Origin of the sequence: Paenibacillus taichungensis (assembly GCF_050994985.1) — a bacterium.
Classification (GTDB): Bacteria; Bacillota; Bacilli; order Paenibacillales; family Paenibacillaceae; genus Paenibacillus; species Paenibacillus taichungensis.
The window spans coordinates 2610573-2632511 of sequence record NZ_CP194720.1; the positions used below are offsets into that span (position 1 = coordinate 2610573).

18 protein-coding genes are annotated in these 21939 nt (G+C 45.5%); 3 read left to right on the forward strand and 15 right to left on the reverse strand.

Translation table 11 applies throughout. The features are described from left to right. Nucleotides 1-86: 86 nt before the first annotated feature. Both ACR1R9_RS11770 and ACR1R9_RS11775 read right to left on the reverse strand, forming a co-directional pair. On the reverse strand, nt 87-995 hold the full coding sequence (locus tag ACR1R9_RS11770; protein WP_433923633.1) for an ArsR/SmtB family transcription factor: 909 nt from the start codon (nt 993-995) through the stop codon (nt 87-89). A gap of 159 nt (nt 996-1154) precedes the next feature. Beyond that, a complete protein-coding gene (locus ACR1R9_RS11775) occupies nt 1155-2471 on the reverse strand; it encodes a hemolysin family protein (protein ID WP_433923632.1) in 1317 nt (438 codons plus the stop codon). 378 nt (nt 2472-2849) lie between these two features. On the opposite strand from ACR1R9_RS11775, the gene ACR1R9_RS11780 reads away from it, so the two are divergent. Beyond that, nucleotides 2850-4706 carry an alkaline phosphatase gene (locus tag ACR1R9_RS11780; RefSeq protein ID WP_433923631.1) on the forward strand — a complete coding sequence of 619 codons (1857 nt, stop codon included), beginning with the start codon at nt 2850-2852 and terminating at the stop codon, nt 4704-4706. A 160-nt stretch (nt 4707-4866) separates the two neighbouring features. Here the strand turns inward: ACR1R9_RS11780 and ACR1R9_RS11785 are convergent, their stop codons facing one another. From ACR1R9_RS11785 to ACR1R9_RS11820, 8 genes are all read right to left on the reverse strand, one after another. Then, nucleotides 4867-6447, reverse strand: coding sequence for a sigma-70 family RNA polymerase sigma factor (locus ACR1R9_RS11785; protein WP_433923630.1), 1581 nt, complete (start codon nt 6445-6447; stop codon nt 4867-4869). A gap of 217 nt (nt 6448-6664) precedes the next feature. Further along, entirely contained in the window at nt 6665-7156 is a 492-nt protein-coding gene (gene gerQ / locus ACR1R9_RS11790) for a spore coat protein GerQ (protein ID WP_375165293.1), read from the reverse strand. 18 nt (nt 7157-7174) lie between these two features. Further along, nucleotides 7175-7597, reverse strand: coding sequence for a cell wall hydrolase (locus ACR1R9_RS11795; RefSeq protein ID WP_076288615.1), 423 nt, complete (start codon nt 7595-7597; stop codon nt 7175-7177). 159 nt (nt 7598-7756) lie between these two features. Further along, nucleotides 7757-9442, reverse strand: coding sequence for a hypothetical protein (locus ACR1R9_RS11800; protein ID WP_433948954.1), 1686 nt, complete (start codon nt 9440-9442; stop codon nt 7757-7759). 204 nt (nt 9443-9646) lie between these two features. Continuing rightward, nucleotides 9647-10396, reverse strand: a complete 750-nt coding sequence (locus ACR1R9_RS11805) for an SDR family NAD(P)-dependent oxidoreductase (RefSeq protein ID WP_433923725.1) — start codon at nt 10394-10396, stop codon at nt 9647-9649. Nucleotides 10397-10579: 183 nt separating this feature from the next. Beyond that, nucleotides 10580-10972 carry a DUF2500 domain-containing protein gene (locus ACR1R9_RS11810; RefSeq protein ID WP_024632039.1) on the reverse strand — a complete coding sequence of 131 codons (393 nt, stop codon included), beginning with the start codon at nt 10970-10972 and terminating at the stop codon, nt 10580-10582. A gap of 546 nt (nt 10973-11518) precedes the next feature. After that, entirely contained in the window at nt 11519-11728 is a 210-nt protein-coding gene (locus ACR1R9_RS11815; RefSeq protein ID WP_024632043.1) for a hypothetical protein, read from the reverse strand. Nucleotides 11729-11863: 135 nt separating this feature from the next. After that, the gene (locus ACR1R9_RS11820; RefSeq protein ID WP_433923628.1) at nt 11864-13141 is read right to left on the reverse strand and encodes a VPS10 domain-containing protein; all 1278 of its coding nucleotides are present in this window, start codon (nt 13139-13141) and stop codon (nt 11864-11866) included. Nucleotides 13142-13453: 312 nt separating this feature from the next. On the opposite strand from ACR1R9_RS11820, the gene ACR1R9_RS11825 reads away from it, so the two are divergent. Continuing rightward, nucleotides 13454-14383, forward strand: coding sequence for an L-lactate dehydrogenase (locus ACR1R9_RS11825; protein WP_063564963.1), 930 nt, complete (start codon nt 13454-13456; stop codon nt 14381-14383). A gap of 450 nt (nt 14384-14833) precedes the next feature. Here ACR1R9_RS11825 and ACR1R9_RS11830 read toward each other — a convergent pair whose 3' ends face one another. From ACR1R9_RS11830 to ACR1R9_RS11850, 5 genes are all read right to left on the reverse strand, one after another. Beyond that, the gene (locus ACR1R9_RS11830; protein WP_433923627.1) at nt 14834-15766 is read right to left on the reverse strand and encodes a tyrosine-type recombinase/integrase; all 933 of its coding nucleotides are present in this window, start codon (nt 15764-15766) and stop codon (nt 14834-14836) included. Nucleotides 15767-15793: 27 nt separating this feature from the next. Continuing rightward, complete coding sequence (locus tag ACR1R9_RS11835) at nt 15794-16867, reverse strand: hypothetical protein (RefSeq protein ID WP_175382874.1); 1074 nt, start codon at nt 16865-16867, stop codon at nt 15794-15796. 313 nt (nt 16868-17180) lie between these two features. Continuing rightward, nucleotides 17181-18620 (reverse strand): amino acid permease, encoded by a 1440-nt coding sequence (locus ACR1R9_RS11840; RefSeq protein WP_433923626.1) that lies wholly within the window; start codon nt 18618-18620, stop codon nt 17181-17183. 539 nt (nt 18621-19159) lie between these two features. Then, nucleotides 19160-20527 carry an amidohydrolase family protein gene (locus tag ACR1R9_RS11845; protein ID WP_326065523.1) on the reverse strand — a complete coding sequence of 456 codons (1368 nt, stop codon included), beginning with the start codon at nt 20525-20527 and terminating at the stop codon, nt 19160-19162. Between the two features lie 221 nt (nt 20528-20748). Beyond that, entirely contained in the window at nt 20749-21297 is a 549-nt protein-coding gene (locus ACR1R9_RS11850; protein ID WP_076288605.1) for a CGNR zinc finger domain-containing protein, read from the reverse strand. Between the two features lie 136 nt (nt 21298-21433). On the opposite strand from ACR1R9_RS11850, the gene ACR1R9_RS11855 reads away from it, so the two are divergent. After that, nucleotides 21434-21931: a DinB family protein gene (locus tag ACR1R9_RS11855; protein ID WP_076288604.1), complete on the forward strand. Its 498-nt coding sequence runs from the start codon at nt 21434-21436 to the stop codon at nt 21929-21931. Nucleotides 21932-21939 lie beyond the last annotated feature (8 nt).

Below are 21939 nucleotides of genomic sequence, written 5' to 3' on the forward strand. Positions count from 1 at the left end.
ACTGAATAAATTTCAGTTCGACCACAACAAACATACGGCTGTATCAGAGGAATACTTTTTTTCTAAAAACCACATTTTGATAAACGTTATTGCTCCAAATAATTCATGACATTCGGTAAAATTTGCTCCAGTGCATGAAGACGAAGTGAATACTCAACCAGGCTCTCTCCTTCAAAATGCGCATAGACCAACCCTGCTCCACGAAGCTTGGAAAGATGGTCATGAGTAATTCCTTTGGAGAGCTTCAAGTGACGAACAATTTCTATGAACGAACGTGGTCCCTGATGCAGAAAACGCATGATTTTCAGTCGGTTCTTCTCTCCCAAGCTGCGAATCACACGCAAATGATGGGTCGGAATATATTCGTGATCTCCCATATACAATCTGGAGGAATAATGGCACAGCAGAGTATCCCCAAAATGCAGGATGACATTTAGCGGTTGAAAATGAAATTGTGGCACAAGCAGTAGTCTATCCAGCCCCTTCATGTCCCGGAACATCAACCCGTTGGTCGCATCGTCGAGTACCTCTTTCTGGGGAGATTGATTTAACTGTTCCTTGCGGTTCAGAACCTCCTGGCGCAGATGCTGCAAGATGGCGGGATCAAGCAAACGAAAATATTGCTCATTCCAGCCGGTTAAGACATAGGTCATCTTGGTCTGGAAAGCAGCGATATCATCCGTATAAGGGAAACTGTACCGACTAAAAATGTCATGAAGATCAGGCACTGTTCGTTGGCTAAACCATTCAATAAAATCCTCTGGCTCCTCAGCTTCCACTTGCAAACAGACAAGCAGATACATCCATTTCCAATCATCATCCACGTTCATATTTTGCAAGACAGCAGCAAGCTCAGGTGTTAGCTGCCCTTCTGTTTCTTGCGCCCAGGCTATGGATAAATCAATCTTTTTATGCGATTTCCGGCAAATATATGTATGCAAACTGGCCATGAATTCAAATACAGGCGTAAATCCAACCTCAATGCGATAGCTCAATCTCAACCTCTCCTATCTTGCAAAGTCGTTCCATTATACCCTGTTTGCAGCCGTGCATGCTACGATTATAGGATAAACAAAAAGCCGCACAATGGAATAATCCACCGTACGGCCTCTCTATAGACTGGAATCTCCTGTCTCCATAAATAATACTTTGGATTAGGCGCCTTCGCCTTCAACCATCAGATCCAGCTTAATCACATTCACACGCGAAATCCGCTTATGTTCGGTCTCTTGAATGACAAAGACATATCCATCATACTCTACCGACTGCCCTACTTCGGGTGGGATGGTCTCTACTCTGGAGTATAACCAGCCGCCAATCGTATCATAATCTGCCCGGTCCATATCCAGGCCAAAGCGCTCACTAACCTCTTCAATCAGCATGAGCCCGTCAATAGAGTATTCCATCTCATCCACTTTCTCAATCACCGGACGCTCCTGGTCAAATTCATCTTGAATCTCGCCCACGATCTCTTCCATGATGTCTTCAAGCGTTACAAGGCCGGAGGTTCCTCCGTACTCATCAATCAGGATGGCAATCTGTGTCTTGCTACGCTGCATCCGCTTGAGCAGGTCACTGATCGGAGTGGAATCGGGTACTGCGAGAATCGGCCGAATTACCGAGATGGTATCTGTAAGCTGAGATCGCATCAGGTCTTTAATGTGAATAAAACCGATAATATGGTCTTTGTCACCGTTATAAACCGGATAACGGGTACGCATGCTCTCACTGGCAATTTCCAGATTTTCCAGCATGGACTGATTGGCATTCAGGCAGATCATTTCCGTCCGCGGAATCATAATTTCACGGGCGGTTGTTGCCGTAAAATCAAATATATTATCAACAAGCGCCAATTCAGTATTATCAATTAAACCGCTCTTATTGCTTTCTTTCATCAGAATGCGTATTTCATCTTCACTATGCGCTGAGTCATGCTCCGAGGCCGGTGCCATGCGAAACACTCTCAGCAGGCTGTTCGCCATACCATTCAATGCCCATATAAAGGGATACATTAATTTGTAAAAGAACGTAAGTAGCGCCGCAGACCATAACGTGATCGTCTCTGAGTTGCGGATAGCCATCGTCTTGGGAGCAAGTTCCCCGAGTACAATATGCAAAATCGTAATAATAACAAAAGCAATGGCAATGGAAATACCGTGTACGTATACCGGACCCATTCCAAATGCAGTAAACATGGGCTCTAACAGGTGAGCAATCGCTGGCTCTCCTAGCCAACCGAGTCCAAGTGAAGCAAGCGTTATGCCCAACTGGCACGCAGACAGATAAGCATCCAGGTTGCGTACAATATTAGAAGCATAAATCGCATTTTTATTACCTGTTTCCACTAAAGCTTCAATCCGGCTGCCACGAACTTTGACCATCGCGAATTCTGCCGAGACAAAGAAACCATTCATCAATACAAGCAAAGCAATTAAAAATAAATTTAATATACTCGGTAAGGGGTCACTCAAATTATCTTCCTATTCGCCGTCATTCTTCGGCAAATAGGTCCACCTCCTTCGAAAATGTAGGATATTTGCCATTCTGCCGCTCATATGCAGTTTCAACTTCCCAATGCATTCACCTCCACCTTCTTCTGTCGAATAACAAGGATATGCTTCTTTTATTATATAATTCTACACTACACAGTCAATCCGTGTCCTATGACAACGAAATGATGCATACAGGCTATTTCGTTAACAAATGTACCGAATGCGCAGTTTTTTTTACGTTTTACTAACAAATATATGCATCTTCTTGCTTACGGTTTAACTTTTCTCTTACGCTCAGTTAATCATTCAGCTATATACTTCCAAATAGAACAACAAATTGATCTCGGAGGTATGTTCATGAAAAGCCATCATGCTATGAAATGGAATGCTCTACTACTTAGCGCGGCTGTTGCAATTACAGCCGTGCCTTGGCAGGTCAATGCTGAACCCGTATCTGCCCAGCAACAGACGGCCCCGGCCGCATTTACCATTTTACCTATTGACCGCGCTCAGATTCTGGCAGGCCAGAAGCTCGATTTCCGAGTTGAATTGAACGGTGCCAAGTTAAAATCGCAAGACATTAAAATCCAGGTTAATGGCTTGTCACCGGACAAATACTTCGGCAAGTCCGGAACGTGGACAAGCAGCACCGAACTGAGCACAGAATACACCATACGGGATGTTGCCTTCAAAGAGAGTGATTCCATTGTGGTAACCGCCGAGACGACGGCTACAGGCAAGCGTACATATTCACGGGTCGTATACCAAGTGTTCGATCCTTCCAAAGACACGGCGACACTGACAAACGGTGAGCAAGCCAAAAATGTCGTTCTAATGATTGGCGATGGCATGAGTGCCAATATTCGCACCGCCGCTCGTGTTGTATCCAAGGGTATTAACGAAGGCAAATTCAAGGGTTGGCTGGAGATGGAACAAATGGATGCCATGGGCATGGTCACCACCTCTGGAATGGATTCGATCGTCACCGATTCAGCCAATAGTGCTTCCGCTTATGCAACTGGTCACAAAACGGCCGTCAATGCCGAGGGTGTCTACCCGGACAATACACCAGACCCTTTTGACGATCCGAAGGTGGAAAACATCGTTGAGCTGGTGAAGCGGACACGTGGCATGGCTACCGGCCTTGTAACGACTGCGGATGTGACAGATGCGACACCTGCTGCAATGGCTGTACATACTCGTAAGCGCGGGGAGCAAGAAGCGATTGCGAGCATGTATCTGAATGAAGCCAATCGACCGGATGTTATTCTTGGCGGTGGTCTGGAGTGGTTCCTTCCAGCAGCTGACGGCGGAAAACGCAAAGATGGACGTAATATTGTGGAGGAGTTCAAAAAAGAAGGATATACCTACGTGACAGATGCAACAAATCTGGACAAGTCTGCCTCTACCAAATCATTGCTTGGATTATTCCGCAAAGGCAACATGAACGTATATTATGACCGGGAGTATACTCAGCCTAACAATGCAGAAATTGTGGGCAAGGATACCGATCAGCCAACGTTGATGGAAATGACTGACACAGCCCTTCAAGTGCTGGAACAGAACAAAAACGGATTTTTCCTGATGGTCGAAGGTGCATCGATTGATAAACAGGCTCACACGATGGATTTTGAACGCTCCGTATGGGATGCAATTGAATTCGATCAAACGGTTGGTCAGGTTAAGGAATATGCGAAGAAACACCCGGATACGCTCGTTATCGTCACATCCGACCACGGTCATTCCCTTACTCTAAACGGAACGTATAACACGGAAGCCGCCAAAGGTAAATCGGGTGACGAACTCCGTGAATTGATCGGCACATATGCTGATTCCAAGTTCCCGACGTATGTGGATGCAAACGGTGATGGATTCCCGGACAATCCGGATTCCGAGTGGAAGATCGCTGTTGGCTGGGGCAATATGCCGGATAACAATGAGGATTATCTCGCTAATCCGGTGCCAATCAGTCCTACCATCCAGGACCCTAACGTCAAAGACAAGGCATGGTATATCGCTAACCCGGACAAAGACCCGGACGGTGTTCACTACACGGGTAACCTGCCTCATGATGAAGGCCAGGAAGTCCACACATTCGACGATGTGCCAATCAACGCCTCGGGACCAGGGTCCCACCTGTTCTCCGGCTATCTCGATAATACGGATGTGTTCCGTAAGATGGTAACTGCATTGAAGTTGGATGCGGCCAAGTAGAATAAAGGTTGAACTAACAAAAAGAGTATCCTAGCTCATGCTCAGGCATGGCAGGATACTCTTTTTTCATGATTTTATGGATGATGAGGATTAGCTGGCACGTTAGCTAAGCAATTACCCCTCTACTGCTTTTATTTTATTTCTGATGCCATCGCATTCTCTATAGGATCACTACGTTCCCATTAACGGTGTCCCAGCGCCAAGGCGTGTCTTCCTCTTCGCCTATCTGAAGACCACCAATCCAGGAAGTATAAGAAGTATCATGTCTTAATAGTGCCCAGTCTACTTCTCCATTCAGCACCTGAATACCGAGTTCGGTCAAAGACAAGACAGCGTGACGAAATTCATCATGATGCTGCTGGAAGTTAGGAAAAGCTTGTACACCGCTTAATTGAAGTAAAGCATGTGGTTCCTCTGTCATTCTATTCAGATGAGCCCAGTACTCCAGATCACCCATTCCCAAGATATGCAATTGGTCTCCAACATGCTTGAACAATGGATAAGGACTATTCACGCCCTCTCTTATAGCCTCCAGTGTCGATTGCTCAATTATGCCCAGTCCGTTCGATACAGAAGGCAGACGGGACAGGTGGACCTTGAATGCAGCATGTGCAAAAGGGAGCACCGATGTATTTTTTAGCAAGTAGTCCCTGTGATCCTGAATGTCAGATGATGCATACGCTGCCCAAAACTCGCTGCCAGCCTGGATTTCCTCCACCCCCATCACGTGCCAGGTACCTGATAAACGTCCAATCTGTGAGGGTGTGAGTTGCCCAAGTCCCCGAAAATGTTCTATGTCTGGATAGTTATCGATGCATAACAGATTCAGCTTTGTATTCTTCAGGTCCTGTTCCCTGAAATAGTGCAGCAAATACGATAGCATTGCCTGATCATAGAGGTCATACTCAAACCACAGGACGATCTCTTCGTGCTGATGGAATGACTTTAGTGTCTGCTCAAGTTCCTTGATTTTCAAGTATTCAGTCTGTGGAATACCCAAGTGATGCTCCAAATATTGTGCTCGTTCACTTCGATCCTTCTCATTCCTCATATTTCTTGTTATCGGTCCAAATGTATAAAGCTCTCGCCAGACCAAAATTTCACCTTGAATCCCGCTTTGTCTTAATCGATCTGCCGCATGGTCACCATTCATAATGTGAAGCATTCCTTTTCCTCCTTCGTATAGATCACTAAATACTGAAATCACATCCGCCACAGGCAATGAACGTCTGAGCCTGGATCTGGCATCATACAACCGTTTCTTCAGAGCCGGAACATTAACCCCGAGAAATTCCGACATTTCCTTGAGCGAGTAGCCCTGAAAATAAAACAGTTCAACAGCAAGCTGCATGGAAGTTGGCAAATTGGAAATCGAATCTCGCAGGAGGCGATGCACCTCTCCTTTCAAAGCCTGTTCTTCAGGATTATGAGCCAGATTCTCTTCCTGAATTACATCCTCAATCTCCAGGACCGGGACGGTGCCATGCTGCTTACGCCTCATTAGACGGTAACACTGTCTCTCCACGATGACTTTGAACCATCCGGGAAAAGCATCAGGGTTGTCCAGTTTGGACAAATTTGCAAAGGCCTCCGTGAATGCCTCTTGTACCACATCTTCGGCCAGGAACGTATCCCCTAATTTTTGATAAGCAACAGCCAGTGCCATCCCGCTAAATTGCGTCACCAGTTGCTCATAAGCCTCGGCTTGCCCCTGGAGTGCTCCATCGATCCATGTCTTCAATATGTTTTGCTCCTTCCTGTGCGCTTGCTGCTTGATGTATTTATCTTTAAGTGCCCTGATTGGAGGAAAAGGTTACTTCTGCTTATGCTTTAATTTTTTATTTGTTTATGCTTTATATCATAATATAGGAAAAGCTGCCCCGTTTGCGTAATTATAAACGCATGCGAGACAGCCTGAGTATTACCGTATTATAATTATGTTCTTTTTTCTCTACAGATTAACGTCTGCTCGGTTGTTGCGGATAGTTCCCGATCACACCTGGATATTGATACAACAACGGCTCATCGAATGTAGCATAGTCGAAATTGACCATCAGAAGCATGATCCGTTTTCCGCTGTTCGGGTCACTGATGATGATATGGTCACGACCAGCAGCTTCCAGAATGCCTTGGAAAATGCGGGCATTCCATTCTTTGTTGCCTTCGTATGTCATGTAGAATGTTCCACATTTCCCCAGGTTAAGCCGTAAAATATTTTCAATGTAGGATTGTTCAAACTGTGGCGCAGTAGTGGTTACCACTCCACCCGTAGGTGTCATTGGAGCACCGCTTGATACGAGCGGAGGTACGCTTGTGGAACTAGGTGAAACCATGCCTGGTGTTGGGGACATCATTGGCATACCGTTACCGATTTTATATGATGTTCCTTGGACTTGCGAATTGGCCTGTTGGCCCATAACTTGTGTCGGTTGATACGGCTGGTTAATCATAATGATTCCTCCCAAAATTTAATATACGGTTGGACAGTCTTCGCCTGTCGGACTGAAGAAACAATGCGCCTTGAAACGGCCTGTATTTTGCTGGTTATACCAGGTTGGTGGACATTCCCCCACCGGACGGAAAAACCACAGGGAGTTGCTGGCTGGCCAGAAGCGTTCGCCGTTAATGACACGCTGTGCCAAGCGTATTTCCGATGATCTTGCCCGTTGGTAGAAGTACCCTTTTTGCGTAGACTCGAAGCCACCCGGATTCTGAAACACCATTCGATTAATGTCCCGAATATCACCGAAATCCAAGCAATCGCCGAGCACCCGGTTTACACCCACATTGCCTACAAGCAGCATGCCTTGTTCGCCGTCACCTTCAGCCTCCGCTCTCATCAGTCTAGCGAGCAGCTTGACGTCTTCCGAGTTGGCTTTAATAACAGCCATATCCTGTTTCCTCCCTTGTTGAACCTCTTCATCACCGTATATCGTATTGTGCAGATGCCCATTCGGTGACACGATTTTATTTTTTTACCATAAAAAAAAACCGGAACCTCACCCTAAGTGAAGTCCCGAGACATAACATTTCCTATATAACCTGCCTATTCAGGGCTTGGCTTGAATCCAGTAATCGTAAGCATGGACGATATTGCCTTTGTAGGCTTTATACTCACTTAACAGATCTGGAAGCAGTGCCAGCTGGCGTTCCATCTCCGCTGCTCCCTTATCATAAAATGAAATATGTTTACCTTCAAAATTCTCTTTCATCTCCACCGAGATCAGGAGTGGTTTACCCAAACGATCCGCAATTTTCATTTCCTGACTGACGACGTCGGCAATTCCATTGGAGCCTTCAGCAATGTTGCGGAATGCCATTAGAGATATGTGGTCCAGTGTTGAGATCATGTATTCACTGACAGTCATGTCTCTTCCCGGTAACGGGAACGTATCGAGCCAAACAGCCAGATCAGCACTCGTTTCCAGATCACTGTCCTTTTTCGTCTCTTCATGGAAATAAGCAATATTGGCAGCCCATTCGGTCAGCAGCGTATCCCGATCATTTTCCCATTCAGGTAAGGTGTACGGTTCAATATCCAGATGGATTCCCTTAAAACGTTCATCCGGTTCGGATTCGGCATTATAATTTTTCACGTAATCGATCAAGCGCTGTATCCGTGGCCGATTTTCCTTTTTACCCCAAATTGGATGACCGCCCATCGCATGAACCTCAATACCTTGAGCCTGAGCACGTTTCACAAAACTGCGATAACTGGAGTACGGTTGATCCAAATCAAGCCGGACGTATAACCAATTAATGTTTTGCGCTTTGGCGAACTCCAGAATGTGATCTCCACCGTCATTCGTAACCTGAGAAGCCTGCCAGATATAGGTTCCTCGGATTTCAGGTTGATTGGATGGATTCTCTGGTAATGGTACTTCCCCTGGCTCCAGCTGCCCCCAGTACACGATGTCATGCACAGCCGAACCTGCATAGGAAGCATGATCTGTGAATGCAGATGCCACTTCACTTAAGACACTCTCCAATTGCGCCGCACCTTTGCCAGCAAAAGTCGTGAACTCTTCCCCAGGCATCGGCTTGGTATTTACGCCAACGGTAATCGAACCACTTCTGGCGTCAGCCCATATCATTTCTTGTTCTACCAAACGTATAATGCCATTGTTTCCTTGCGCGCTGTCACGGTAAGCGAGCAGTGTAATATTATCAAATTGTCCGATAAACCAGTGTGACAACGACTCGTTATCCGCATCGTCAGTAGTTCTGCTACCTGTCACCGTGTATGAATCCAGCCAAAAAGGCAAGTCGACATTCACTTCAACCGCCCCATTCTGTTTCACCTGTTCCAGCAAGAGCTTCATATTAACAACCCAGGACTGGACGAGCGGCTTGGCATCTTCATTCCACTGTGGCAATACATACGGTTTGATATCCAGGTGAATGGCGTCAAAACGCTCTTCCGGCTTTGCAGCCAGGTTATAATTGCTCACCCAGGACGCCAGTTTGAGCATTGGACCTTCACGACCACTCACTGCCCATGAAGGATCTCCGCCAAGAGCTTCAACTGCGATTCCTGCCTTGCTGGCTTTGGATATAAACGTATGATAGACCTCTTCTGACAGATTCATATCCACATTCACATAAAGTCTGTTAATCTTATGTTTAGCCGCATTGTCCAGCAGCTCATTTCCTCCATCACTGACAGACTTGGCCTGCCATACCCAGGCTGCTCGTATATCTGCGTCAGCTTCAGCAGTAGATTCAAAGCCTGTCATTATAATCCCTCCAATCAGCAGTAATAGCCAAAACACTTTCCGGGATGAGTTCCCGAACATATTCTCCCTCCATTCCTGTACTGTGGTAAAATCACATTTATTATAGCAACCGAGTTACCAAAAACAAATAAGCCCAAGTGCTTAACTTGGGCTTATTTCTGCTATGTTTTCAAAAGTTTACAATTGACCGGAGAAATCCCGGTACTAGTCCTCATATATCATTTTTCGGGTCATGCCCCCATCAATAATCAGGTTGGTCCCTGTGACAAAGGTATTGCTCGGATCGGACAAATACAAACAAGCACGGGAGATATCCGAAGGAACACCTACACGTCCTGCTGGGTGCTGTTCATGGTCCTCTAGCTTCAATTTTTCAACATTGCCTGTCTCAATCCATCCCGGACTGATACAATTGACCCGAATTTTGTCCTTACCCAAGGAGACCGCCATCGCATGTGTCAACGCCACGATAGCTCCCTTGGATGCAGCATAGGCCTCTGTTTCTGGCTCTGACATAAACGCACGTGTTGAGGCCATGTTTACAATCGCTCCACCATTTTCGTTGTGCTTCATATGTTTGGCCGCTTCCCGGCTTGCGAGAAAGCAACTTCGCACATTGGTATTGAGTATATCGTCCCACTCTTCCAGCGTTAGCTCATAGGGAGATTTCCATCTGGAGACACCCGCATTGTTTATGAGCACATCAATTTGTTTGAATTCTTCCATTGTCGTTTGAATGAGGTTCGTTATATCCTTCTCTTGACGTACATCGCATTGGACAAAGATGGCTTCTCCGCCTTCATTGCGAATCGAAGCAGCAGCAGCAGCCCCTTCCGCTTCCTCATAGTCTGCAAGTACGACTTTAGCCCCTGCAACCGCATAGGCCTCAGCAACACTTCGACCGATTCCTTTGGCTGCTCCCGTCACAACCACGACTTGATCTGTAAATGACATCATCATTTCCTCCTCTATTGGGATGGTCCATTCATCATATAAGTCTACATCAACTCACCGAATATGGACCATAAATTGAATAAAGTCTCTTCTTATATAGAAACCCGTTAGCCCCATTAAGAAACGCTTGTCCGTAAAAGAAATTAAAAAAAGCTTACGCCACTATGGCGCAAGCCAGCCGGTTTATCCGCGTACACGCTCTGAATACAAACGATTGTAGCGTTCAAAGCCTACATAACGCGTTCCCTTGAAAGAGAGTCGACCTTCATCTCCCTCGGCGCACAAACCGTACTCATCACCATTCACTTTGAATTCGAGACGATCCCCGCTCTCCACTTCAAAAGTGATGTAATAAAGCGTACGGGCTGTACTTCCTGGTTCGGAGTGCGACTGACTCATCTGTATTCTTCTGCTGGTAATACGTGAAGGTACAGTAAGCAGAGGCTCTGAGTTATTACGCCCCCATCTCCACACTTCTTTCCCTACCGACAGAAGAACAATACCTATAATCAGGACAAATACTACCGGAAAGACGGTTCCAAAAAAATCAAACATCCAGGATGATTCAATGCCCATGTCTCTCCCCTCCGTTCATCAAACCTAGGACAGCCGGAGTCTTGACCCGTCTCCTGTAATATATATGCACGTTAACACGGAACTTGTTATTCGGATCCAAATCCAATATGTCGAAGGGAAAAACCTCCGACTGCACCTGTAGCGCCAGTAACACCAGTCGGATCCGTTGAACCTGCTACGCCAGCTCTACTCCCGTTACTCCAGACGCCTATCGGCCTGCATGGTCTTGCTTCGCCTTGAGGGCCTACTGCTCCCGCTGGACCTTATGATCCTGGAATGCCCTCTACACCTAGTATTCCTTGGATCGCCTGTAAGCCTTGGGGACCATTTTCTCATCTGGACAACTCAATCAAGACATCTCCCTATAAATATAGTTTAATGTACGTGTGTAGTTAGATGGAGGTATGGACAAAACAACTATTATTAATCTATTTCCAACAAAGAAAGGCTACTGACATGGTAGGTTAGCTCATTAGGGGTACTAAAACACAAACAAAAAAACGCTGATAGCGTTATGCTGTCAGCGCCTTTTTTGTTTTCTACACTTTAAGCGTACATCAGATCCATATATCCGCGTGTTACTTCTCCACCATCCGTCTGCTCAGGCTCATCTGCCTGTGCGTACTTCGCCATGCAGGCTTTGACTTCTTCCTCAGTAGTGCAACGGTTGGCATCATCACATGTGTAGCATAATTGGAGCATATATCTGGTTAACTCGTCCGCCTGCGTGAATTGAGCTTGTTCATTCGTTCTCATGTTCATCACTCCCATCTCTTCTTGAATTCAATATAACATCATTTGAAGGGATTTATTGTGATTTAATTCACAAAGTAATTAAAATGAAAAGAAACCCGGAGGTTCCTCTTCTAAACACGTTCTATTCAACCACAATTATAGTACTTTCCAACGCACACCGCCGTCTACGGTTTGCAGCAACAGTGATCTTTTGGCATCTGTATTTTCGACCAAAATCCAGCCTAGTTTTGAAGAAACCATTTGGAGCTTGACGATCTCAGGGTACTCTTTAAGAATGTTTTCCAATACTTCACTTGTAGGAAGTGCTTTCCAAGTCTTGCCGGCATCTTTGGTGTAATAAGTCTTGCCTTTCTGCATGACCCAGCCTTCCAAAGAATTCAGAAATGTGGGAGTCAGACCGCGATTGATTCCGGTTTGTTTATTCAGACTAAACGTTGATAACTGCCAACTCTCTCCACCATTGGTTGTGAAAAATCCGTTGAATTTGGTGCTCTCCCCCTGAGAACAGGATATCGACATCCAAGCTGTTTTAGCTTCCCGTCCAAAAAATTGTGGCGAGCTGATGTTAAAATTACCACACCCGTTAAATTTGTTTCGGTCAAAGAATGACTGACCCGCCTTCCAATGCTGGCCCCCGTCCGTTGTAACGTACAATTTCGGCGTACCGAACTCTAGAGCGGTCAAGAACCCGTGATCCGAGTCCGAGAAAGTCATCCCAGTTGAATAACCCCGTGTGGGGATCTCTGCAGATGCTGGTTTGCCGTCCTCATCACTGGAGGTCATCTGATTCCAGGTAATACCGCCATCTTCGGTAAGATACAGTTTCTTGTCTTGCTTGCCAATGGAAGTATCCACTGTTGTCAGTATCCAGCCTTTTTCAGGAGAAACAAATGTGATGGCCGTCACCTTATCCGTTTTGGACAAAGAGGACAGGCTCCAGCTAGCTCCTCCGTTGTTCGTGCGCAGCACCATCGTATCTGTTCCGCCCATTCCTTCACGAACGATCCATCCATGTGTACTATCTACAAAATAAATGCTTTGTCCATATTGCGGATTAGCCGGAAACTGAACATTTTCCGAAGGTGAGATATTGGTCCAGGTACTTCCCTGATCCTGAGTATAATACAAACGCAGGGCGTTCCGCGTCACTCCCCATGCTAATCCACCGTTACCGTTAAGCAGCTGAAAATCGGTTAAACGGGTCTGAATTTGATATTTGGCTGTATCCGCAGCTTGTGTACTGTTTGCGGGGGGAACAACGGTTAAAGTCTGGCCCATATTCCCGTTATCTTCTTGCTCCTGCGGCGGTTCTGCCACCGGGGTCTCTCCCGAATCGGTGCAAGCCGCCAGCAGAGCAGCTATACCGATAGACAGCAATGCTGTCTGCGCTATTTTGATCCATTGCGAACGCAAGTGGTTTCCACCTCTCTCATCCAATAAGCAGGCGCGCATGCCTGTCCATTCATGTTGTTTTTACGATTCATCTGAATCCACTGCTCCTATTCTACCACAAACGATGTCGAAAAGGTTCATCTCCACTCTCTGGAAGCAGACAGCGATCTTTTTGCTGCATCTGTTTCTTCTTTAAAACATAAACCAGGTTTTCGACGAAATCTTCTGCAAAAAGACATGAAATGTGAAAAAGTTTATAGACATGGCTCGCTTTTCGAACGCTTATCCCTTAATATGGATGGAAGTATACCCCAAAAAGGAGAGGATATGAAAATGGTAAACAGTGCAGCGCTCAAACCAAGTCGTGTCGTTATTGTAGGCATGGGTGCGGTGGGAACAACAACGGGATACACGCTGATGTTAAGACAGCGTTCGTCCGAGTTGGTATTTGTGGATGTGAATCATGATAAGGCTACCGGCGAAATGCTGGATATGAATCACGGTCTCCCATTTACTGGGGGCGTTAAAGTATGGGCAGGCGATTACTCCGACTGCAAAGACGCAGACATCATTATTATTACTGCGGGTGCTTCCCAAAAACCAGGAGAGACTCGCATTGATTTGCTGAAGAAAAATGCAAGCATTTTCAAAGAGATCATTGAACGTATTACTGAAGTTAATTCCCATGGTATTCTTTTGATTGCAACGAATCCTGTAGATATTTTGTCCTATACTTCTTGGAAACAAAGCGGTTGGCCCGCTTCGCGCGTGATTGGTTCTGGTACGTTGCTGGACAGCGCACGTTTCCGTTACCTTATTGGTAAAAACAAAGGAATTGATCCACGCAGTATTCACGCTCATATTATCGGGGAGCATGGCGATTCCGAAGTACCGGTGTGGAGCCTCGCCAACGTTGCTGGAACGAATCTGGATCTGGATGAAGAAACACAACAGGATATCTTTGATCGGACCAAAAATGCGGCTTATGAGATTATTAATGCCAAAGGAGCCACTTCCTATGCAATTGCGCTGGCTTTGGACCGTATTGTGGCTGCCATTCTGGGCAATGAAGGCTCCGTACTGAACGTTTCCACATTGCTGGAAGATTACAATGGCGTATCCGATGTATATCTGGGTGTTCCATGTGTAGTTGATCGCAACGGTGTGCGCGAGATTCTTCCACTTCCTTTGAATGAGACAGAGAAAGTCGCTTTCCAAGCCTCTGCCAACAAATTGAAGGAACAGATTGCCGGACTGGAGTAAATCCAAATCGGGCGTTTGACTAATCACGTTATTTTATCATGAGCAATATCGTTAAGATTGTATAACTAGAGGATCACCTGTATCTTCGTTATGAGGATGCGAGTGGTCCTTTGGTCTTATTATAAATAAGTATTAATAGTAGCCTCCAAACTGAGCTAGCATAGCTTACACTATTGTATATCTTTAAGTTTCAATTGAAGGTCAATCTCTGGCTAGTATATCACCCTATTTCATATGGAAAAGAAAAGTATACATTGATTTCGAATTTAAGTTAACATAATAATTATTCCGTTTACATATACAGCTTAATTATTTTATTGTTTCTGATCACCTCTCATATTTCCATTAAATGTATTAATACTCCTCTACCATAAAATCACAAAAAAACCTGTCACGTAGACAGGCTTCTCTATCATTACTTTCTTCTATTATATAAACGAAGCTTTTCTCTTACATATCAGCCGCAAACGCAGGAAGTTTGACATCCAGCAAGGCCATCGCTTCTTCCTTCTCGCGGCTGGTTACGTGGGTGTACACTGTGGTGGTTTGAATGGAGGAGTGACCCAACAGCTCCTGAACCGTTCGCAGATCTGCTCCGCGTCTAAGCATCATGGTCGCAAATGAGTGACGCAGTTTATGACTGGAATAGTTCACACGCTGATTGGAGGATGATTCCTGCTGAAAGCGTTCAAAAGTTTCGGTTGATATAAGCTGAATACTGCGTATCGACAATCGTTTCCCCTTTTGCGAGACGAATAATGCCTCTTCTTTCGCCCGCCATGGATCCAGCCGCTCCTGAAGAGCCTGGGATAACAGTTCGGCAACGGTCTCAGGCACAGGCAATGTACGCCATTTCCGGCCCTTACCGAATACATCCAGTGAGCGCCGTTCCGCATTATAATCTTTGCAGTTCAAGGCATGCACCTCTCCGACCCGCAATCCCATGTATCCCATGAGTAGAAAAATAGCCAGGTTTCGTGTACGGTACTTACCCTCAACCGATTGCAAAAATCGTTCCAAACCGCTTTCATCAAGGAAGACGGGGGCCCGATTTTGCTCGGTTTTGGATTTTTTGATTCCGAAAGCTGGGTTATTGGTCACCAATTCAAGCTCAATCAATGACTTATAAAAACAGTTCACCGCTGCGTGTTTCCGATTTCGTGTCGAGTCACTGACCCCTCTTTCTCGAGCTCGGGACAAGAAGGATAACACATGAAGTTTTTTGACCTGCTCCAGTGACTTTCCATGAATAGAGACGAGAAATTCAGCAACGTCACCTGTGTATGATTTTACCGTATGTCCCGTGTAGCCCGCATCTTTCATCCATATATGAAAAGCTTCAAGCTCATCGGCGTATTGCTCCTGAATTTCTTCGGTCATCATCTGTGTTCGTCACCACACTTCTATTTATTAATCTACAATTACAACATCGATTAGTGGAATGATCGCTTCGGGTTGTCCCTCACTGCGGGTGAGTACAAATGAAGGTAGTGGATTTTCGTGCAGTCCATTCACTGATTCACAGACCTGAACATACAAGTCCATACGCAGCGTCTCACCTTCACCCGCAACATCAATTACAGGCCATGCTTTCTCTGCACAAGATGGCCAGTAGGCCAATTCGTTTACCGGCACGATACTTAATTGTTTAATTCCAGGATGCACACGGTATATTCCCGTAGTCTGAGGTTCATCACCCAGCTTGTCTACCGAAAGTAAAGTTCTCGAATGTTCATCCGGAGCCGAATATATCGAATAACACCATGGTGTTACTCCCCAGGCAATCGCCATGAGACCTTCCTCCAGCAAGGTGTCCGAAAGGTCACCCTCACTGAATTGTTCAATCAGATTATGGTTTCCAGAACCGATCAGATCTTCTACACGTTTCGCCATACGAGGCAAATCTGCGAGAATAAAGCCACCACTGCCGTAGGAGTCAAACACATGATTATCCCGTGTCCATACCTTCTCGGGTACAGCGTTCATCTGCACAGCTTCGGCTGGAAACAGACATATCGCTACAGTTACAACCTGAGCATATTTCACCATGGCGTGCTGCTCGGGCTCCAGTGGTCCTTCTGCGATGCGGGGTGTTTTCACGTGCAGTGAAATTCGCAGCTCGTACTCCCCTTCTGCAAATTCTCCCAAATCCAATACGATCGGATGATCTATTCCTTCAATGAGAGTGAGTGAGCATGTACTGTCTGGTCGCAGATCAACTGTATATTGTGCAAATCCCAACTCCTCCCCATATATGATAATTGTATCTTGCCGATCCGGCGGTGTATCCATATGCCGCGCAACAACCGATACTTTGCGTCCATCCTTCAAAAGGCGCTGTGGATCAATGTCCAATTGAAATTCGTTTGTGTCTTCTGGATGTGAAAGGATTAGCTTCGCCTCGGCAAGTACGGCTGAGTCAGCCAACGCAAAACCGAAATTCGAATTTTGGTGATGTTGATTGGTATGTAATGGTGTGTTCATGATACATCCCCTCTCCTATGTCTGATGGCATGTCACACCCCCAAATATATGTCATATTTGCCCTGACCGCAACCCCGGCTCCGCTCAAATGGATAGATATATTACTTATTAGAGACCCAAATATAACCTTAAATATCAGCATTTTTTTCATAACACACGAACTGCTCGCACAAAAAAAAGCCCCATACCCCGCCGTTTTGGCGATACGGTATGAGACAGTTGAGTTGACTCTATTAACGTATAGTTTCAGTGTGACAAATTAATTTACTAATCTTTCACGATATCTCTACAATGTATGAATCAGCTATGACAGCTATTTCCCATTTGTTCTTTTGAACGAGTCCGATATACGCCGTGCCGGATTCAAATGACTGTGATGACGACCGTAGGCAAAGTAGATGATTAAACCAATAATCAACCAACCGAAGAACGTAATCCAAGTCAGAGCCGCAAGACGTGTCATGAGATACATACAGCCAACAGCACTTAGAATAGGAATCAGTGGAACCAAAGGCACGCGGAATCCCCTTTTCAGTTCCGGGTTGTTTTTCCGCAATACGATAATCCCCAGACTCACAACCGCGAAAGCGAACAGTGTTCCGATGTTGGTCAACTCTGCCAGATGGCCAAGTGAGATGAATCCCGAGAATAAAGCGACGATGATCCCAGCAACCCAAGTGCCGGTAGCAGGTGTTTGGCTTTTGCCACTGACTTTGGAGAAAACCGGAGACAACAGTCCGTCCCGTGACATGGAATAAAGCAAACGTGTCTGACCATACATCATAACAAGTAATACAGTGGTAATCCCTGTAATCGCTCCAAGCGAAACAATCCAGGACAATCCTTTCAACTGCACAAATTCAAAAGCAAAGGCAACTGGATCACTCACATTCAGCATGTGATAAGGTACAATCCCTGTCAGGATCAAGGATACAACGATGTAAAGCACGGTACAGATCGCAAGAGATGCAATGATACCAATTGGCAAGTCCCGTTGAGGACGTTTCACTTCTTCCGCAGCCGTAGAGACAGCATCGAACCCAATGTAAGCAAAAAATACCGTTGCCGCCCCTGCGGTTACCCCGGAGATACCAAATGGAAGGAATGGTTGCCAGTTATCCGGCTGCACATAGAACACACCCACACCGATGAAGATCAGAACTACGATAATTTTAATCGCTACCATAATTCCGTTGGCACGAGCAGCCTCTTTCACCCCTCGGGTGAGCAGGAACGTAATGATTAACGTGATCGCTGCTGCGGTGATATCAAAATAGGTTCCCTTTTCAGGACTAAATGCACTGGTGAGCGCATGGGGTAATTGCAATCCGAATCCGGACAATAACGTTTGAAAATATCCAGACCAACCGCTAGCAACAGCGGCACTCGCAAATCCATACTCCAGAATAAGATCCCATCCTAGAATCCAGGCAATGACTTCGCCAAAAGCGGTATAGCTATATGTATACGCACTTCCTGAAGCAGGCACACTGGATGCAAACTCCGAGTAACACAAAGCAGCGAAGGCGCAGATAATACCTGCCAGCAGAAAAGACAGTACCAAACCGGGGCCTGCATATTTTGCGGCAGCAACGCCTGTGAGTACAAAGATACCCGTACCGATAATCGCACCTACCCCAAGAGTCATCAGATCCAATGGGCCAAGCACCCTTTTCAACATATTGCTTTCGTTATTTCCGGTGGCAATCGGCTTTTTTCTAAACAGGGAAGATCGATTCTGGTTTTGGTTCATACACAGTTTCCTCTCGTATTGAAAATGATGATTGTGTCTCTATACTTCAAATATTTGTTTGGTTCATCTGTTCTATGAAAAATCCCTTTGTTCTATCTTACTGACCAACTACAAAAATCTATCGATTTCTACACTTTGTCGCGTTGCTTTGTTAAATTTATTTTGGGATGATGGTATATTCTGTCCATTCCAGACGAAAATTATCATGATCTGTTGGGCAGGGGTGAATATGAAAATCGTTTTAAAACAAAACTGCGTATAATTTATATTATGCGCAGTTTTTTAACAGCTTTTTTCTTCAACAAAGCATTATAAACTCGTTGTTACATGCAACCATGCCAATACAGTGCCTTTTCGCCTCTTTTTGTGGTTTATTCCTTGCTCCACCTGTCATCTTGCACGATAATCAGGTACGCTAAAGAGCCGCATACCCTTATGCGGCCCCTCACTTGTAATGCTATTAAATGTATAAGCCAGATGAAAACTCTCTCTTTTCATTCCAGAAGAGAATCAACTTTCACTCACATGGATTGTCTAACTTATGAAAATACAATTCGTTCTGCATCCGACATCCGATATTGAGATAGCAGATATTCCTTGCTGTCCAAAGCCTTCCGCCGGACCTCGTTCAGATCGACATGCAGCAGCTTGCCTCCGCGCTTCACCGGACGACCTGCTACAAACACAGTATCCACATTGGATGGGTTGGCAAATTGAACGACGGCTCCAACCGGATCATGCACCGGGAACAAGTTAAGGTCGGTGGTTCGGATCATAATCAGATCGGCTTCTTTACCTGGCGTAAGTGTGCCAACCTTCCGCTCAAGTCCCAGAGCCTTCGCTCCAGCAGAAGTTGCAAATCTCAGCACTTGACTGGATTGCAGATTAAGCTCACCAGGCATTTCACCATGGAGCAAAAGTTGTTCATTTTCACGGGAACGTTCAGCTTGAAGCGCAAATTTCATCTGGGAGAACATATCCCCACCTGTTGATGTTACAACATCGACTCCGAGCGTTGGGGTTCCACCATTTTCAAGGAAGTACCCCGTTGCCGGATACCCGTGCCCCATCATCATCTCTACTTCCGGTGTGACGGACAGTGATGCGCCGCTATCGGCCAACATTTTATATTCATCCGTATCCATTGTATTTCCGTGTACGACGTTCAGACCTGGGCTCAGTAAACCAGCCTCATACATTTTACTTATCGAACGATCTACAGACCCCCAGCTTCCAAAGCCAACATGCATTGAACATATCGCATCCAGCTCTTGGGCAAGCTGAATTTCCTTCACCGTGGTATCCCAATGGCTAAACTCCGGACCTCGAATAGCAAGACCGAACGTGAGCAGCTGATCCCGTGAAGAAAAATACTGTTCCTTAACTCTTCTCACATCATTCGAATACGTCAGCTTGCTTTCTCTGTTCCAGTAGGGCGTCTCACCTGGTACACCATAAGCGAAAACCGACCGAATACCCGCATCCTGAAGTCCGCGAATCAGTTCATCCGTGTGCTCCGGGGAATAAGGCATACTCCAGTCAAGCACCGTGGTCACTCCTGCATTAAGCGCTTCCAATGAACCCAGCAAATTGGCGATATAGCTGTCTTGTGGCCGGAGTTTACTTCCCATCGCTCCATAGTAGAGATTCTGCAGATAGACCGGCAGTGACCAGTTGGTTCCCGCTGTTTTTACAAGTGACTCCCATACATGCCGGTGCGTATCTACAAGTCCAGGGAGTATGATCATCTCCGATGCATCTATCACTTCCGCTTCAATACAACTCAGATCGGGCTGGATAGCAGTAATAAGAGAATCCTCAATGAGAACGTCCGCCCGTTTATACTGACCCACCGACGAATCCATAGACAATACACAACCATTTTTCAGTAGATAACTTGTCCCCACAAGACACATCTCCAATCATTATTTTTTGTTGGATATACGCTTGAATCCTGGATGTTAATCTCTGATGAAATGACTAGCTGAAATATTTTAAGTATATAACCATTATATAGAAGTGGATAGTAAGATTCAATTTTGGTTTTATACAAATCTTATTGAATATTTCCTGTCTGTTGCAAAGTACAATAAATCACACTTTCCTTGCATATACCCTACTCTTGCTGCTAATCCTTCTTCTGTTTTGCCCGAAACCTTCTAACCTTCATCAGATTACCACACATCTTGTCATCACAATATTTCTGGGTTCTACTACGTGTATCGTCATAGAAAATCCAACGACAATCCGTATTGTCACAGATACGAATTCTTCCCCCATCCCCTTCAACTACAGTGATGGCAAAATCGGCTGCGACCTCTGCCATGACCTGCTGCCATTGAGTTCCTACAGGAATAAGTGAAAGATTCAGTCCCTCATCTCCAGCGTTCAGTCTTCTTATGACTTGACCTTCCTCCATTATGCCGTTAAGCCATTCCTGGTCTTTGTTTGATAATGCATTTCCGTCAGATAAACCAGTTGCAATAGCCTGCAATTCATTTCTGAAGTTTCTCAAAACTCCCTCTTCTTCAGAAGAAGCAGGTACAGATGCATTCAGTTGCCATTGTTTGAGGAATGCCTGCTGCCATTCGGCTTTGCCAAGCCTGTCCTCTGAGCGATTTCCACCACGCCAGTCATGGTAATCACTGTTTACAAAATCAGTCCATAGTCTATCCATACGTACCTCCGCTAAATTGTAACCATCTAAAATTAAAAAGATAGTTACAATTATTCGTGTTTGGGTTATATTAATTGTAACCACATTTAAGCACTTTAGCTAGTTACCATGAATTCATTTTAGGGAGGAAAAATCAATGACTACAACAGCAACAGAACTATTGCTCATTCAGAAAGATGATACCTGGGATCAATGTAACTGGATTGTGCCTTTATCCAAGGCACTCGAAGGACTGACTGCTGAACAGGCAGCCTGGGTTCCATCATCCGGTGGATTAAGCATCTGGCAGTTGGTTAACCATATGTATTACTATAATCATCGCTTGTTGAGTCGTATTCAGGGCAAAACACCCTCCGGTACACCTGCCGAAAACAATGAATCCACCTTTGGAGATCCCGGCGACCCTTCCGATACCACTGGCTGGAGTGCACTTATGCAAAACACAACACAATTAGCCGGACAGCTTCGTGATCAGCTCTCTTCATTAGAAGAATCCGATCTTGAAGCTCCGTACATGGATACGGATGAAAAATGGGCACATGAACTAGCTCGCTGGGTACTACACGATGCGTATCATGCAGGGCAGATTGTATTATTACGCAGACAACAGGGAAGCTGGAATATCATATTCTAAAAAAACAC